13 protein-coding genes are annotated in these 14,528 nt (G+C 68.4%); 9 read left to right on the forward strand and 4 right to left on the reverse strand.

All coding sequences use genetic code 11. The features are described 5' to 3' along the window. Nucleotides 1–14: 14 nt before the first annotated feature. Nucleotides 15–1,571, forward strand: a complete 1,557-nt coding sequence (locus FK267_RS04655) for an ABC transporter substrate-binding protein (protein ID WP_141406455.1) — start codon at nucleotides 15–17, stop codon at nucleotides 1,569–1,571. Beyond that, complete coding sequence (locus tag FK267_RS04660) at nucleotides 1,568–3,313, forward strand: ABC transporter permease subunit (protein ID WP_249039337.1); 1,746 nt, start codon at nucleotides 1,568–1,570, stop codon at nucleotides 3,311–3,313. Before FK267_RS04655 ends, FK267_RS04660 begins: the two co-directional genes overlap by 4 nt. Before the next feature lie 164 nt (nucleotides 3,314–3,477). Here FK267_RS04660 and FK267_RS04665 read toward each other — a convergent pair whose 3' ends face one another. The 3 genes from FK267_RS04665 to FK267_RS04675 all read right to left on the reverse strand — a co-directional run bounded on the left by FK267_RS04665 (nucleotide 3,478) and on the right by FK267_RS04675 (nucleotide 4,845). Next, the gene (locus FK267_RS04665; RefSeq protein WP_010613904.1) at nucleotides 3,478–4,011 is read right to left on the reverse strand and encodes a DUF4242 domain-containing protein; all 534 of its coding nucleotides are present in this window, start codon (nucleotides 4,009–4,011) and stop codon (nucleotides 3,478–3,480) included. 154 nt (nucleotides 4,012–4,165) lie between these two features. After that, complete coding sequence (locus tag FK267_RS04670) at nucleotides 4,166–4,489, reverse strand: helix-turn-helix domain-containing protein (RefSeq protein ID WP_010613905.1); 324 nt, start codon at nucleotides 4,487–4,489, stop codon at nucleotides 4,166–4,168. Beyond that, entirely contained in the window at nucleotides 4,486–4,845 is a 360-nt protein-coding gene (locus FK267_RS04675; RefSeq protein WP_309313471.1) for a type II toxin-antitoxin system RelE/ParE family toxin, read from the reverse strand. The genes FK267_RS04670 and FK267_RS04675 overlap by 4 nt, the downstream gene beginning before the upstream one ends. A 147-nt stretch (nucleotides 4,846–4,992) precedes the next feature. Between FK267_RS04675 and ilvA the strand changes: the two genes are divergently transcribed. The 4 genes from ilvA (at nucleotide 4,993) to FK267_RS04695 (ending at nucleotide 10,567) form a co-directional block, all read left to right on the forward strand. Then, nucleotides 4,993–6,558 carry a threonine ammonia-lyase, biosynthetic gene (ilvA, locus tag FK267_RS04680; protein ID WP_141406456.1) on the forward strand — a complete coding sequence of 522 codons (1,566 nt, stop codon included), beginning with the start codon at nucleotides 4,993–4,995 and terminating at the stop codon, nucleotides 6,556–6,558. 204 nt (nucleotides 6,559–6,762) lie between these two features. Beyond that, complete coding sequence (locus tag FK267_RS04685) at nucleotides 6,763–7,317, forward strand: NADPH-dependent FMN reductase (RefSeq protein WP_003787469.1); 555 nt, start codon at nucleotides 6,763–6,765, stop codon at nucleotides 7,315–7,317. A 145-nt stretch (nucleotides 7,318–7,462) separates the two neighbouring features. After that, entirely contained in the window at nucleotides 7,463–9,586 is a 2,124-nt protein-coding gene (locus FK267_RS04690; RefSeq protein WP_232622509.1) for an ABC-ATPase domain-containing protein, read from the forward strand. 30 nt (nucleotides 9,587–9,616) lie between these two features. Further along, the gene (locus FK267_RS04695; RefSeq protein ID WP_141406457.1) at nucleotides 9,617–10,567 is read left to right on the forward strand and encodes a PDDEXK family nuclease; all 951 of its coding nucleotides are present in this window, start codon (nucleotides 9,617–9,619) and stop codon (nucleotides 10,565–10,567) included. 129 nt (nucleotides 10,568–10,696) lie between these two features. Here the strand turns inward: FK267_RS04695 and FK267_RS04700 are convergent, their stop codons facing one another. Next, complete coding sequence (locus tag FK267_RS04700; RefSeq protein ID WP_141406458.1) at nucleotides 10,697–11,425, reverse strand: hypothetical protein; 729 nt, start codon at nucleotides 11,423–11,425, stop codon at nucleotides 10,697–10,699. A 481-nt stretch (nucleotides 11,426–11,906) separates the two neighbouring features. On the opposite strand from FK267_RS04700, the gene FK267_RS04705 reads away from it, so the two are divergent. The 3 genes from FK267_RS04705 (at nucleotide 11,907) to FK267_RS04715 (ending at nucleotide 14,475) form a co-directional block, all read left to right on the forward strand. Next, a complete protein-coding gene (locus FK267_RS04705) occupies nucleotides 11,907–12,344 on the forward strand; it encodes a hypothetical protein (RefSeq protein ID WP_070513944.1) in 438 nt (145 codons plus the stop codon). 194 nt (nucleotides 12,345–12,538) lie between these two features. Next, on the forward strand, nucleotides 12,539–13,801 hold the full coding sequence (locus tag FK267_RS04710; protein ID WP_141406459.1) for a hypothetical protein: 1,263 nt from the start codon (nucleotides 12,539–12,541) through the stop codon (nucleotides 13,799–13,801). Nucleotides 13,802–14,088: 287 nt separating this feature from the next. Then, entirely contained in the window at nucleotides 14,089–14,475 is a 387-nt protein-coding gene (locus FK267_RS04715) for a hypothetical protein (protein WP_170198592.1), read from the forward strand. Nucleotides 14,476–14,528 lie beyond the last annotated feature (53 nt).

Here is a 14,528-nt window from a genome sequence, read left to right on the forward strand (position 1 = left end):
CCGAAGGAGCATCCATGTCCATGCCCACCCCCGCCGTCACCCGCCGCCAGGTCCTCGCCGCCCTCGGCGTCGGAGCCGGCGCCGCCGCCATCGCCTCCTGCTCGCGCAGCTCCTCGGGCGACGGCCGCATCCGCCTGGCCATGTTCCACGCCCCCGAGAGCAAGCTCAACCCGCTCACCAACGACGGCCTCAAGCTCACTCGGTGGTCCTGCGCTGAGGGCCTCACGACGCTCAACGCCGACGGCGACGCCCAGGAGCTGCTCGCCACCTCCTGGAAGCGCGAGGGCGAGACCACCTGGCGCCTCACCCTGCGCGAGGGCGTCACCTTCCACGACGGCACCGCCCTGAGCGCCGAGAACGCGGCCGCCGCCCTCACCTTCGCCGCCACCGCCGCCAAGCCGCCACGCGTCCTGGACGGAATCCAACTCACCGCGAAGGCCGACGGCAAGGACCTCCTCCTGACCACCGCGGCCCCCGACCCCCTCATGCCGCAGCGCCTGTCCAGCCCCCAGCTCGTCATCCTGTCCCCGGCCGCCTACCCCAGTTCCGCCGACGGCGCCATCGACCCCGTCGGCCACGGCACCGGCGCCTTCATCCTCAAGCAGGCCAACGGCTCCTCCGGTGCCACCCTGGAACGCAACGACAAGTACTGGGGCACGAAGGCCACCGCCCCCGGCATCGACGTCACCTACGTTCCCGACGGCGCCGCCCGCGCCAACGCCCTGCGCACCGACACCGCTGACATCGTCGAGGCCGTCCCCGTCGCCCAGGTCGGCAACATCGACAAGAACCTTCTCCACGAGGTGGCCACCCCGCGCACCTCCACCCTCTACCTCAACACCCGCTCCGGCCCCTTCGCCGACCCCGCCCTGCGCGCCGCCGCCCGCAATGCCGTCGACCCCGCCGCCCTCATCAAGACCGTCTTCGAGGGCCACGCCGACTCCCCCGTCGGACTCCTGGGGCCGGCCGTGCCCTGGGCCGCCGAGCTGCGCGCCTGGAAGAAGGAGACCTACCCCGGAGCCTCGGGTGCGGCCGCCACCGGCAAGGTCCCGGGCGCCACCGCCGCCGGGACCGTCCCCGCCGGCACCGCCATCACCCTGGCCTCCTACACCGACCGCCCCGAGCTCGGAGAGATGGTCCCCCTCCTGGCCCAGCAGCTCGAGGCCGCCGGCTTCAAGGTCACCCAGGACGTGCGCGAGTACAACCAGATCGAGTCCGAGGCCCTGGCCGGCAAGTTCCACGCCGTCCTCGTGTCGCGCTCCACCGTCCTGGACTCCGGCGACGCCGTCGCCTACATGACCGCCGACTTCTCCTCCTCCGGCTCTTACTCCATGAGCGGCCTGCACGACGAGAAGGTCGACGCCGCCATCTCCAAGGCCGCCGCCACGCAGCCCGGCGACGAGCGCCACAAGGCCATCATGGCCGCCGAGCAGGCCATCCTCGCCTCCGGCGCCGCCATCCCGCTGGCCCACGAGCGCGTCATCCAGGGCGAGGCCGCCGGGGTCACCGGCGCCCAGCGCGACCCGGGCGAGCGCGCCCTCATCACCTCGGCCACGACCGTGAAGAAGTGAGCGGCGTGCTCACTCGGCTCGCCGGGCGCCTGCGCACGGGTGACCTTGTCACCGGCATCTCGCGCCTGCTCGCCCTGGCCTGTCTCGTGGTCCTGGTGGGCATGCTGCCATGGCTCTCGGGCAAGGACCCGGCCCTGACGATCCTGCGCGCCACCTCCTCCGACCGGGAGCCCACACCGGAGGTCCTGGCATCCATCCGCAAGAGCATCGGGATCGATGGCGGCCCCCTCCACGTCATCGGGCACTGGCTGGCCGGAGTGGCCCGCGGCGACCTGGGCCGCTCCTGGGTCTCGGGAGCCGACGTCGGCCCGGATGCCGTGGACGCCTTCGGGGTCTCCCTGAGCCTCATGGCCGCCGCGCTCGGCGTCGGGGTCGTCGTGGCCGCCGCACTGGTCCTGCCCGCCCTGCGCGACGGGCTGCGAGGGCAACCCCGGCCCCGCGGCGGCGCCGCCTCCGCGGTCCTCATCTCCCTGCCCGAGTACCTCCTGGCCCCGATCCTCATGCTCGTCCTGGCCGTCTACCTCAGGATCCTGCCGCCCTTCGGGTGGGGCAGCCCCGAGAAGGTCATCATGCCGGCCCTCAGCCTGGGCCTGCCCACCGGCGGCTACCTCGGCGGACTCGTCTCCGACGCCGTCACCGCCACCTTCTCCGAACGCTGGGTGGCCACCTGGTCCACCGCCGGCATCCGCGGCCGAACCCTGGCCGGAGCCGTCCTGCGGCGGGCCCTGGCACCACTGACCGGGCAGGTGGCGCTCGTCGTCGTCGCCCTGACCGGCGGCGCGGTCGCCGTGGAGAAGATCTTCGCCATCCCCGGGCTGGGGCGCGAGCTCCTGGACGCCGCCTCCGCCCAGGATGTGCCGGCCCTCCAGGCCCAGATCCTGCTGCTGCTCGCCTTGGCACTGGCCACCGGCGTCATCGCCGGGGCGGCCCGACGCCTCCTCATGGGGCGGGCCGCCGGGGCGGGCGGACTGACGGCACCGCCCCCGGTGGAGCACCCGGGGCGGGCCGCCCGCGTCATCGCCGTCAGCGGTGCCGCCCTGCTGGCCCTCATGGTGGCCGTCGGGATCCGGCGAGACCCCTACGCCGTCGTCGCGGACAAGCTCGCACAGCCCAGCGCCGCCCTCCCGCTGGGCGCCGACTCGCTCGGGCGCGACGTGCTGGCACGGGTGGCTCACGGGGCCGTGTCCACGGTGAGCGGCGCCGTCATCGTCACGGTGGTGTGCTTCGTCATCGCCATCCTGGTGGGGCTGGCGCCGCGGGCGGCCACGGGGTTCATCGAAGTCGCCAACGCCGCCCCGCCGATCCTGGCCGGCCTCATCGTCGCCGGCGTCTCCGGGCCCAGCGCCACGGGCGCCGCCATCGCCGTGGCTGGCGTCGGCTGGGCACCCCTGGCCTCCCACGCCGCCGGGCTCGTCGCCGAGAACCGGCAGCGCCCCGACGTCCTCCTCGCCCCGGTCCTGGGGGAGGGGCGGTTGCGGATCACCCTGACCCGGGTCCTGCCCGCCGTCGTCGGCCCTCTGGCGCGCCACGCGGCCCTGAGGCTGCCCGGCAAGGCCTTGGCCCTGGCCGCCCTGGGATTCCTCGGCCTGGGCGCCCAGAGCCCCGCACCGGAGTGGGGGCTGGTCCTGTCCGACGCGCTGCCCTACATCGAACGGGCCCCCTGGGCCGTGGCCACGCCCGCCGCCGCCCTCGTGGTCCTGTCGATCACGTCCGTCGCCGCCTCCCGCAGCATGCGGCGCTGAGACCGCGGGGACCGCTGGAGCGGCTGAGACGTTGAGGGCCCGGTGGCAGCGGTCCGGCTCCGGCCCGGGCCGGGCGCGAGGGGGCTGCGTCGTCGGGCACAGATAACGAGGCGGGCGCCAACCGCGCAATGGGTTGGCGCCCGCCTCATCAGCCGACCGGGGTCTCAGCCCTCCAGGGCGTGGAGGCGGTCGATCGGGGTGGAGACGGCCTCGCGGGCGCGCACCACGGCCTCCTCATCGGGGGCGTCGTAGAAGCACAGGCACTTGACCGTGTCCTCGCGCACGTAGGTGCGCAGGAAGCTCACCTCCGGCACCTGGGCGTACTTGGGGGAGTTGGCCTTCTTGCGCGCCAGGTAGGTCTCCATGGAGATCTCCTCGGGGATGTCCCACTCCACGAGGTAGTCGGCCTTGCGGGCCAGGGCGCGCACGTCCTCCAGCTCGGCGCCCACGAGGCGGACCTCGTCGGGGCCGGTGACCTCGGCGTCGGCCGCAGCGGACCGGACGGCCTCGGTCAGGCCGGTGACGTCGTCGGAGTCGAGTTCGACGATGGTGAAGATGCGTTCGTGACTGGCGGTGACTTGCGACTCCAGGACGGAGGCGCCGGCGGCCTCAACGGCCTGGGAGACCTGCGCGATGAGGGCCTCGGCGGCCTCGCGTGACGGGGTGGTGGGGACGAGCTCGAAGAGCTGGAGCGACATGGCGGCTCCTTTCCGTAGGGTGTGCGTACCAACCTTGCGGTCCAGCCGAATTATTCCCGCCGGCTCCGGTGAACTGAGGACGTGCTCGCTCTGCGGACACATCGGATGGCGCAGCATTGGCAGACCCGATGAGGAGGTGGGGGCATGACGTGTATTAGGCGGCGACGTGAATCCCGAGAGTTCCGCCGAGAGCGTGAGCGATACGTGCGAGCATGACGCCACCGGGTGCTTGAGCGCCGTTTTCAATCGCTGAGATAACGGACTGACGTGTTCCTGCGCGTCGGGCCAGTTCTGTCTGGGAGATTCCTGCGGCCGCACGCGCGTTGTAAACCAGCTCGGCAAGTTGGAGGCGGGCCTCGGTCTCGATGGCAGCCCGGTTGTACTCGGCTCGCTCGGCCTCGGTCATGGCGGCCAGCGACTCCTGCCTGAGCTGCTCCCACGAGGTGGTGACGGTGGAGCTGTTCGCGGCGGTGCTCATGATCTTCTCCCGTTCTTCTCTTCTGCGTGCCGACTGGCCTCGTGGGCGGCTTGCGCTCGTCTGGCGCGCAGGACTTCGGTTCGCTCGTTCTGACGTTGCTTGCGGAACGTTGTGAGAGTGACGACTCGGCGGTCCGGGTCGAACACGTACGTGATTCGGCGGTTGACGTTCTCAAAGGAGAACCGCAGTTCATGTAGCCCGTCGCCGAGTGGTCGGGAGTGTGGCATGCGGAGCATATTGCCCTGCAGGGCAAGCCGTTCGAGGACCCGGTCTGTCGAGGCCTTGCCGGCGGGAGTCAGTCCCGCATACCAGATGCGCACCTCCTCGGAGAACTCAATCGACCACCTCACACTCACGCCATGACTATATCATCGGGAGGATATCCGCTCTAGAGGATGTCTGTTCTGGCGGTGACACTGCCTCGGAGATGCCAAGGCATCGCAATCAGCGCGTGCCACCGCCGGCTTGAGCCGGGCGGCGCCTGGCCCGTTACGCTGTCACTCGTGAATGAGCTCGACAGCGTCAGCAGCAACGGAACTCCGGCCTGGGACAGCGCCCGCTACCTGCGGGAGATCCTCAAGGCCCCCGTCTACGAGGCGGCCGAGCACACGCCCCTGCAGGAGATGCCGGCCCTGTCGGCCCGCCTGGGCAACACCGTCGAGGTCAAGCGCGAGGACCTCCAGACCGTCCACTCCTTCAAGATCCGCGGCGCCTACAACGCCATGCGCTCCCTGAGCCCGGCCGAGCGCGAGCGCGGCGTCGTCACCGCCTCGGCCGGCAACCACGCCCAGGGTGTGGCTCGCTCCGCCGCCCTGCTGGGGATGAGCGCCATCATCGTCATGCCCACTGTCACCCCTCAGATCAAGGTTGACGCCGTTCGGGCCCTGGGTGGCGAGGTCCGCCTCCACGGGGACAACTTCGATGTGGCCAAGGCTGAGGCCACCCGCCTGGCCGAGGCCGAGGGCCTGTCCTACATCGCCCCCTTTGACGACCCCCGTGTCATTGCCGGTCAGGGCACCATCGGTCTGGAGCTCATCCAGCAGGACGCCCATCTCGACCGCGTCTTCGTGCCCGTGGGCGGCGGCGGGCTGGCGGCCGGTGTCGCCGTCCTCATCAAGCAGCTCATGCCCGGGATCAAGGTCATCGGCGTCGAGCACGAGGAGTCGGCCTGCCTCAAGGCTGCCCTGCTGGGCGGGGAGCCCATCACCCTGCACCACGTGGGCCTGTTCGCTGAAGGGGTGGCCGTGCGCCGCATCGGCGAGGAGACCTTCCGCATGTGCCGGGCCCTGCTTGACGACGTCGTCACCGTCTCCTCCGACGAGACCTCCGCCGCCGTGCGTGACATCTTCGACGACGTGCGCGCCATCTCCGAGCCCTCCGGGGCCCTGGCCCTGGCGGGGCTCAAGCGCTACGTCGCCGAGCACCACCTGTCCGGCGAGCGCCTCGCCTTCATCCTGTCCGGCGCCAACCTCAACTTCCACCAGCTGCGCTACATCTCCGAGCGCAGCGAGATCGGTGAGCAGCGCGAGGCCATCCTCGGGGTCACCATCCCCGAGGAGCAGGGCTCCTTCCTGCGCTTCGCCTCGGTCCTGGGGGCCCGCTCAGTCACCGAGTTCAACTACCGCCTCTCCGCGGCCCGCACCGAGACCGACCCCGCCCGCATCTTCGTGGGCGTGCGTATCGCCCGGCGCCAGGAGCGCGCCGAGATCGTGGCGGACCTGGAGGAGGCCGGCTACGACGTCATCGACCTCACTGACGACGAGCTCGCCAAGGTCCACGTGCGCTCCATGATCGGCGGGCGCGCCACCCCGGGAGTGTCCGAGCGCCTCTTCTCCTTCCTCTTTCCCGAGTCGCCCGGAGCGCTGGCTCACTTCCTTGAGGTGCTGGGGACCCGCTGGAACATCACCCTGTTCCACTACCGCACTGACGGCGCCGACTACGGCCGCATCCTGTGCGCCTTCGCGGCCGGGCCCGACGACGTCGAGCTGACCGAGCACATGGACCGCCTCGGCTACTCCTACAACGAGGAGACCGCCGACCCCGCCTTCCGTTTCTTCCTGGCCCGATAGTCCGTGACGAGTTCGCGGCTCCATGCGCCCTCACCGGAAAGGCGAGCACGGGGCGTTGTGGCCGGTATCATGCAATAAGGGAGAGTTCGTTCTGTCGAAACTCCCATAAGGTTGTTGGTAAATCAATTGTCGCGGCCGGGTGCGCCATCGGAGTCTTCGCCTGACGCTGACCCCGCCCCGGCTCATCTCAACCAGGAGAGAAACATGACCCGTCTTGCCGTCGTCGTCGGTTCCGTCCGCCCCAACCGCGTGGGTGGCACCATCGCCCAGTGGGTGGTCGACCAGGCCAACGAGATCGAGGGCGTTGAGGCCGAGATCGTCGACATCGCCTCCTTCAACCTGCCCCTGTTCGCCGAGGAGATCCCCCCGCGCATGGCCGTCCCCAGCGACCCGGCCGGCGCCGCCTTCGATGAGGCCCTGAAGTCCTTCGACGCGCTGATCTTCGTCACCCCCGAGTACAACTTCTCCATCCCCGGCGCCCTGAAGAACGCCATCGACTTCCTCCAGCCCGGCGCCGTGGCCAACAAGGGCGTGGGCGTGGTCGGCTACTCCTACAGCGTCGGCATCCGCGCCGTCAGCCACCTCCAGCAGATCCTCCAGGGCATGGGCGCCACCGTCGTGGCCTCCAACGTGTTCCTGTCGCTCAACACCGACTTCGCCGACGGCGCCTTCTCGCCGGCCGCTTTCCACGACGCCGAGGTCCCGGCCATGGTGCGCGACGTCGTCGCCCACTCCGACGCCCTGGCCTCCCTGCGCTGAGGACTCCGAGCTCGACCGTTCGGCTGAGCCGGAGGGCGCCAGTCCATCGCGTCGCCGTCGGCGGCACCTGCGGGTGCCCCGGCGGCGACGTCGTTCCTGCCGGGGGTGCCGGGACCTGCTTCGGTGGGTGGGTAGGGTTTCCCCCATGACTGAGCGCAGCGAGCGAGACGGTTCCCGCCGGGACGACAGGGGCGGATACGGCGAGCGCGGGTACCGGGGAGGCTCCGGCGGTGGCGACCGAGGCTACCGCGGCTACCGAGGTAGCTCGGGAGGCGGCCGCGGAGGAGACCGAGGCTACCGGGGAGGCTCCGGCAGCGGCCGCGGCGGTGACCGCGGCTACCGGGGAGGTTCCGGTGGTGACCGCGGCTACCGGGTCGGCGAGCGAGGCCGCTCGCGCCGCGTCTACGACGACGAGCCCCGCGACGGTCTCCTGGCGGACCTCGTCGGCCACCTCCACGCCCTCGACGGACGCTCCTACGCCGCCTACAAGGCGATCGTCGGACGCTACCGGGCGCCCGCCGGCTGGTTCCTGCACATTGACCGCGTCCAGTCCGACCCCTACGCCCCGCCCACGCGCATCCATGTGGACGTGCCCACCGATCTGCACGGCCTGGAGCTGCTCGACGAGGCCGACCTGCTGGCCGACGCAGACCGCCGCCTGGCCGTGGGCGACTTCCTCACCCGCGAGCTGCACGCGGGCTTCCGTGGCACGGCGCTGTCCATTGCCTCCCCGGGCCAGGAGATCCTGCAGCGCTCCAGCATCATCCTGCGCCCCGACGAGGAGAAGGAGGGGACCGGTTGGGTGCTGGAGGTCCGCGCCCGCCTGGCCCTGCCCGCCCAGGGCCGCTCCATCCAGGGCCATGAGGCCTCCCGGATCGTGGGGCGCGACCTCGTGCGCGAGCTGGAGGAGGTCATGGACCTCACCGGCGAGCGGGGCGACCGGCTCGTGCGCCACGTCGCCACTCTTGAGGACCACCGGGCCCTGACCGCGACGGTGGCCCGCAACGGCTGGGTGGCCTTTCTCGCCGACGGCTCCGTGCTGCCGCGCCGCTCCGGGGTGAGCGACGATCTCCTGGACGGCGGCGTTCCCCTCCAGGCCCCCGAGTCCATGGCCGCCACGGTGGAGCTCCCGCACGCCGGGACGGTGCGCGGCACCGTCGTCGAGGCGGGCGTCAACGTCATCGTCGGAGGCGGCTACCACGGCAAGTCCACGCTGCTGAGCGCCATTGAGCGAGGTGTCTACCCGCACGTGCCCGGGGACGGGCGCGAGCTCGTCGCCACGGTCCCCGACGCCGTCAAGGTGCGGGCCGCCGACGGGCGCGCCGTGACGGGCGTCGACCTGACCCCCTTCATCTCCCACCTGCCGGCCGGGCGCGATACCGCTTCCTTCACCACCCGCAACGCCTCGGGATCCACCTCCCAGGCCGCCTCCATCATCGAGGCCGTCGAGGCCGGTGCCACGACGCTGCTGCTGGACGAGGACACCTCCGCCACGAACCTGCTCATCCGCGACTCGCGCATGCGCGAGCTCGTGGCCGCCGAGCGCGAGCCCATCACGCCTCTGGTGGACCGCATCACCGCGTTGTTCCGCAGGAGGGGCGTCTCCACGGTCATGGTCATGGGCGGCTCCGGGGACTACCTGGACGTGGCCGACCGGGTCCTGCTCATGGACGCCTACCACCTGCGCGACGTCACCGAGCAGGCCCGCCGGGTCGTCGCCGGCCAGCCCCGGCCCCTGACCGGCCTGGAGGACTTCGCCGAGCCGCGCCAGCGCGTCCCCGAGCCCGCCCCGCCGCGCACCCGCCGGGGGCCGGTGCGCACCCGCGCCCACGGCACCTCCACCCTGGTCCTTGACCGGGAGGACATCGACATCTCCGACGTCGGCGGCGTCACCGATCCGGGGCAGGCCGAGGCCATCGCCTACGCCCTGCGCGCCCTGCTGGAGCAACGCTTCGACGGGGTATCCCCGCTGCGCGAGTGCCTGGACGACCTCGAGGCCCTGCTCGACGACGAGGGCCTGGACGCCCTGACCGACGAGCGCGAGCGGCCCGCCTTCCTCGTGCGCCCCCGCATGGTCGACGTCGCCGCGGCCGTCAGCCGTTACCGCAAGCTCGAGCTGGTCTCCCGCCCACACACTTCGACCAAAACTTCAAAATCGACCCGGAGCCGCGTCGTTTCTGAAGATTCGGTCGAAGTGATCGGCGATCCCGGTCTCCACAACGGCGCCGTCGGCCCACTGTTTCCACAGGACGGTGGGCGCGCTGAGTGAGTGCTGGGGCGTTGTGGGCAGCATGGGGGCATGACTACCGCGATCTCCTCCCCGCCCCTGTCCGACGGCGGGACCCTGCGCCCGCTGATGTGGAACGAGACCGGTCTCGACGGCGCCGCGTGCGCGCGCCCGGACCTCAGCCACGACTGGCTGCGCGTCGCCGCCGGCGTCTACGCGCCCCGCGCGGCCTGGCAGGAGGCCGCGTGGATGGAGCGCTACGAGCTGCTGCTCGAGGCGGCGCACCGGAAGTACGGCGAGGACCTGATGCTGGCGGGCGCCTCCGCCGTCGCCGCCTACGGGCTGCCACTGGTGGGGACGGTCCTGCGCCGGGTGGAGGTCGTGGACGGGCACCCTGGCCGGGTACGGACCTCCTTGCTGAGGCGCCACGTGCGTCGCCCCGGCACTGAGGTCGTCAGAGTGGGCGGGCATCTCGCCGTCGCACTGCCGGACGCGCTCATTGACCTGGCTCGGTGGAACGGCCTCATGGCGGGAGTCGCCGCCATGGATGCGGCCCTGAACAACGGGTTGTGCTCCGCGGAGGGACTGCAAGAGGCGCTGGAGCGTCTGCCCGAGACGGCAGGTGGCGGCCCTCGTGCGCGGCAGGCCGTGCGCCTGGCCGACGGCCGCTCCGAGTCGCCGGGCGAGTCGATGTCCCGCGTGCGCATGTGGGAGCACCGGCTTCCCAGGCCGGAGCTGCAGGTGAGTGTGCGGGTCGGGTCGGAGCTCTACATCCTGGACTTCTACTGGCCGGATCATGGGGTGGCCGGGGAGTTCGACGGTCGGGTCAAGTACCGGTCGGCCTCCTTCGGGCAGCACCCGGAGGATGTCGTATGGCGTGAGAAGCTCCGGGAGGACGCGCTGCGGGCCTCAGGCCTGACGGTGGCCCGCTGGACATGGGCGCAGGCCTGGGGCGATGCCGGGGCGCAGATGCTGCGACGACTGGCCGCTGCCGGGGTCAGGCCCACTGGCCGACGCTGGTGAGCCCCTCCTCCCTCCTACTCCCTCACACACTTCGACCGAATCTTCAGAATCGACCCGGAGCCGCGTCAATTCTGAAGATTCGGTCGAAGTGAGTGGGTCGGCGGGGGCTGCTCGGCTGCGCGGCTCGCGCTAGGCGGCAGAGCCGGCCCGGTACTCGGCGCGGTACTCGCTGGTGCGGGTGTGGATGAGACGGGGGATGGAGATGGTCTTGTCGAAGCTGCCGTCGCGGTAGCCGGCCTGGAGATTGAACAGCACCATGAGCCGCAGCACCATGGGGTTGCTCGTGCGAGCCACGCGCCGCAGCGTCGAGACTGGCATCTTGCGCAGGATGCCCGCGATCTTGCCGGCGTCACGCCAGTTGGCACGCACCGCCGGAACGTTGAGACGGTTGAGGGCCTCGACTTCGCGCAGGAAGAAGTCGGCGCCCTCTCTCTCGGCCGCGCGCCACCAGCCGGCGCGGTAGGTGGCCTCGAGCTGCTTAACGGCGTCGCACAGGGCGTCGTAGTCGACGCCGACGACCTCGGTGCGCAGCTCCTCGGCCCGGATCCGCTCCAGGGTGGCGTGCGCCAGCGGCAGGATGGCGCGGGCGACGTCGTCGACGGCGTTGTTTCGGGTGAGGCGGTCCGCTTCCGGGAGGGGCTTGCCATCGCGGGGCAGGTGCGCGTCGACCTCCTCCAGGTGCGCGATAGAGGAGCGCAGGTCGCCGGTGAGGCGGGCGGTGGAGCGCGGAACCCCCATGGCGATGAGCAGCTCGGTTGCGGCGCGCCACTGGAAGTCTGTGTCCTCAGACCAGTGGATCTCCGGCTCCGCCCCCGCCGGAGACCGGTCCGACGGGGTGCGAGTCTGCTGGCTGCTCATAGGGGTTGAGCCTCCTGTGGTGCGCAGGGAAACAGGTCAGGAAGTCGCGGGCGCTCGCAGCTGGGAGTGCTGGCCGGCGGCCGGAGGACAGCATCTCAAGGCAACGTGTGAGAACGCTGGTGATTGACACTTCAAAGGCTGGAGTGGCCCGCGGGGTAGTGGGAGCGGCACTGGGGTGCTCCGGTGGACGGTGTTGTTGCTGCTAGTGATGTGGGTGGAGTCCGAACCGGGAGGAAAGTCTGCTGGCTCGGCGGCGAATCGAAGTGGAGATGTACATTGCGCATTACCACGGACATTGCCGTGAAGTTCCCGCCCTTGTTGGTAGGGGCGGAATGGGGGCGGACGGCCCTGTTGCTGCAAAACGCCGTGGAACTACGGTGGTTTACCGAGCATGAAGCGCGAGCTATGTCCCGACCGTCCTGAGGTCGGGCGTTGGTTGTTGTGTGCGTGCATGGGTGCGCAGCGAGAAAGGTCGAGAACGATGGCTGGTTTGGGTCGTGATGTGCCATACCGCGACAAGATGGCATGGTCGCCGCTATTGCTCGTCGTTGGAACCGCGCTTCAAGTGGTGTTGCTGATCGTGGCATTCTTGGTGATGCTGTCCATTCCTGAGTTGACGCTTGGCGCCCTTGAGTCCGCGCAGTCTGTCGTTGGAACTGTTGCCTGGATGAATGGACTCTCCTCTTTTGTTGCCAGTCTTCTGGCGATGTTTATCGTGAGGCGGCGCCTTCGATCGGTAGCCATGCTTGTCGTGCATTCTGTGGTTCCGGCGGCCGTAGTCAGTGCCGTCAACATTGTTCCCACATATGCGATGCGGGGTTGGTTGTCGGTTCTCGTGGTTATCAGTTTTGCGATCGTCGCATCGGTTGTTGCATCCTTGGTATACGCTCTCCTGCTGCGTCGGGATGACTATTTCTGATTGCAGGAAGTGGTGTGGCGCGACGGAGAGCTCGATTCTCTGGCTGTTGTGTTGGATTGTTGAATCCTGATGTTCTGGAGTGAATGGTGAAGGTGGGGAAGACTGTGTTTCTCTTGTGGTTAAAGCGGGGTGTTCGTGATTGTGGATTCCGGAGAGGTCGTGAACGCGGCGCAGCACTCGTTGAGTTTGCAGGAATGGCTATCGTCGTGGCGGTCATCATTGGTGGGGTGATTGCTGTTGCTCCAAGTCATGGACGCGACATCTCATGCAGCATTCTCTCCAAGATCAGTGAAGCCATTGGGGCTGGGGAGATGCAGTGCGGTGGCACTGATAATAAAGCCGAAGAGGATAAGCATAAGCCGACTGATCCTTGTACCACCCATCAACATTCTCAAAATTTCAATGCCGGCCTTGGTGTGGTAGTTGACGTTGAGGTCAATGAGGGTATTGTTACGGAAAAACTGTCCAATGGGCACTACAGGGTAACCGACAAGCGTGGGGACAAGGTTGGAGTCAGTGCCGGATATGGTGGCGGTGTCGAGTTTACGGTTGATAATCAGACCTATGGGTCTCGCGCCTCTGCGGAAGCTGCTGCTAAACTTGCCGAAGAGCGCGGGGTGACCTATGAAGTCGACTCTGAGCAAGCAAAGGATGGCCTGAAGAACTATCTTCTTAGAAAGAAGGTGGTTGACCGTTCCACTGGCATTTTTGGTGGGTGGGTAAACGGGATGATCGATGGCGCCACTCACTATGAACCCCCAAAACCAAAAGAAATATACTATCAGGTTGGTGCAGAAGGAAGTGCAGAGGCTGCTGCCACCGAGGGTATTGCGGGTGCTAAAGCAGAGATTGGCGCGGCTGTTGCTATCGGGGGTAAGGTAAATCTCGAAAAAGGCACGGTTACTACGTACTATAAGGTGAATGCGCAGGCATCTGGTCGTGCCGGTGCTGCGGGTGCTGGGGGAGAAGGTGAGGCATCTGGGGAGATAGTTGTTGCTGTGACGGCCGATAATAATGACCCAGATAAGGTTTTGAATGTGTCTGTTACCGGCTCTTATGATGCCCAAATTGGTGCAACAACGCCGTTGGGGGTCGATAACCCGGCCCCGCTTGAGTCTGGGCAGGTGTGGACGGCCTCGGTTGATCTGAGTTCCAAGGAAGTATCTCAAATGACTCGCAACTTTCTAGCTGCTGCCAAAGTTCCCGGATTCAACTCCGGTAAGGACTCGCTTCAAGAGCTTAATCAGGCTACAGCCACCTTCGTTAATGCTGCGGTGGATCGAGGGGTGCTGACTCGGCAAGACGTATCGAAGAGATCCTCAAAGTATGGGGCAAGGGCGACTTTTGAGTACGAGGCGGTAGCCAGTGCAGGGTTAGGGTACGTTGATGAGACCATTGAGTTCTCCAATGGGCAGTACTACTCTGGCGGAAAGTGGAATCGCTGGGAGGGCTGCTGATGTCGTTAATACTGCCTCGTAGGGCGGTTCTGATCCCGTTGGGTGCTGCTGGCTTGGTTTCATGCCTCGCAGGCTGCTCGGGGCGCGGCGGTCAAGCCGCTGGGGCGGCGTCGTCAGTAAGGCCTTCTCCCAGCCCTGGTGAAACATCCACGTGGCGGCCGGTGTCAGATATCCCGGTCGTGCCCGATACGCAGCCGCGCAACGTGCAGCCGACGTCTCCGTCGGGTGACCCGGTTGAGGTTCACGGTCTGACGCTCACGGCCCCTGCTGACGCCACCGTCAGCGAGGTGAGCAACTCCGAGGGCAATCCGGCCACGGAGATCCTCATGCCTGGAGCGCATGACGGCATCCCGCGCGTCAGAGTTCGGCGTGTGGAGTCCTTCGGGCGTTCCATCGTCGATGAGACCCATGCGCAGGAGGTGCTCCTGGTCTCTGAGCGTCGGACCAATGTGTTCCGAACGAAGGAGACATGGCCTCACATGAAGGAGGCCTACGTCATCACCTGGGATACCTCTGTCCCAGCTTCGGACGGATCGGATCTGCCGCTGAGTGCTCTGGGGCTCTGGCTCGGTGACACTGAGACCAGCGGCTGGACGCTGTATGCCACTGCTGAGCGGGGCAAGCTCGAGAACTCACCCCTGTGGGACGTCACCTTCTCCGTGCGGTCCGCGTAACCGCCCCCCGAGGTCGGGCACACCGATCAGCGCATGAGTACGGCCGGGCCTGA

Source organism: Actinomyces oris (genome assembly GCF_006546825.1).
GTDB classification, from domain to species: domain Bacteria; phylum Actinomycetota; class Actinomycetes; order Actinomycetales; family Actinomycetaceae; genus Actinomyces; species Actinomyces oris.